Origin of the sequence: Paenibacillus oryzae, from assembly GCF_001675045.1 — a bacterium.
In the GTDB taxonomy this organism is placed as follows: Bacteria; Bacillota; Bacilli; order Paenibacillales; family Paenibacillaceae; genus Pristimantibacillus; species Pristimantibacillus oryzae.
On record NZ_LYPA01000001.1, the window covers coordinates 1 to 585 of the forward strand.

Annotated in this window: 1 pseudogene; it reads right to left on the reverse strand. The window is 49.1% G+C overall.

The window, feature by feature from the left end:
- Window positions 1-562: pseudogene (locus A7K91_RS00005) on the reverse strand (transposase); the annotation flags it as partial.
- Between the last annotated feature and the right edge of the window lie 23 nt (window positions 563-585).

The window sequence follows — 585 nt, forward strand, 5'->3', positions numbered from 1 at the left end:
TCTGCGATTGAAAGAAATGAAACAAGCGATCAGCAGGTAAAGCCGTTTGGTTGTCGGCATGACGCATCATCCATTTAACCAGACGTTCCACTCTTCCTGGTGTAGTCGTAGGTGCTTTCTCGCCCTTCTTGCCTCTCTTCCTGCCTTTGCGTTTGCGCTGCAGGATAGGCCTCAGGTTTTTATCGACGGCTGGCCAAAGGCGACCGAAGAAATCGTAAAATGTACCCACTCCGGGAAGATCATCTGGAGAGAAGCCACTCAGAATGGCGTAAATAGGTGTGCGTTTTAACTCATTGATCCATTCAGTGACGCCCATCGTCGGATTCGTCATGAGAAGAATCAGGTAAGACCGGAATAGGGATGCAGGATCACGAGGCTCTGGTCCTTGATCCGAATATTCATCCCTAAGCAAGGTCGTGATGGCAGATAAATCCGCCATCCAGAGCTTTACAGCAAGCGGCCAATCCTTGTTAATGAGGACAATGCTGGGACCGTAAGAGGTTTGCAGATGGTGGAGGATAAAAGCTTGGTAATCGGAATGGGGAATGAACGAAGGCTTCAAAAGAAACACGCTCCAATCGTGAG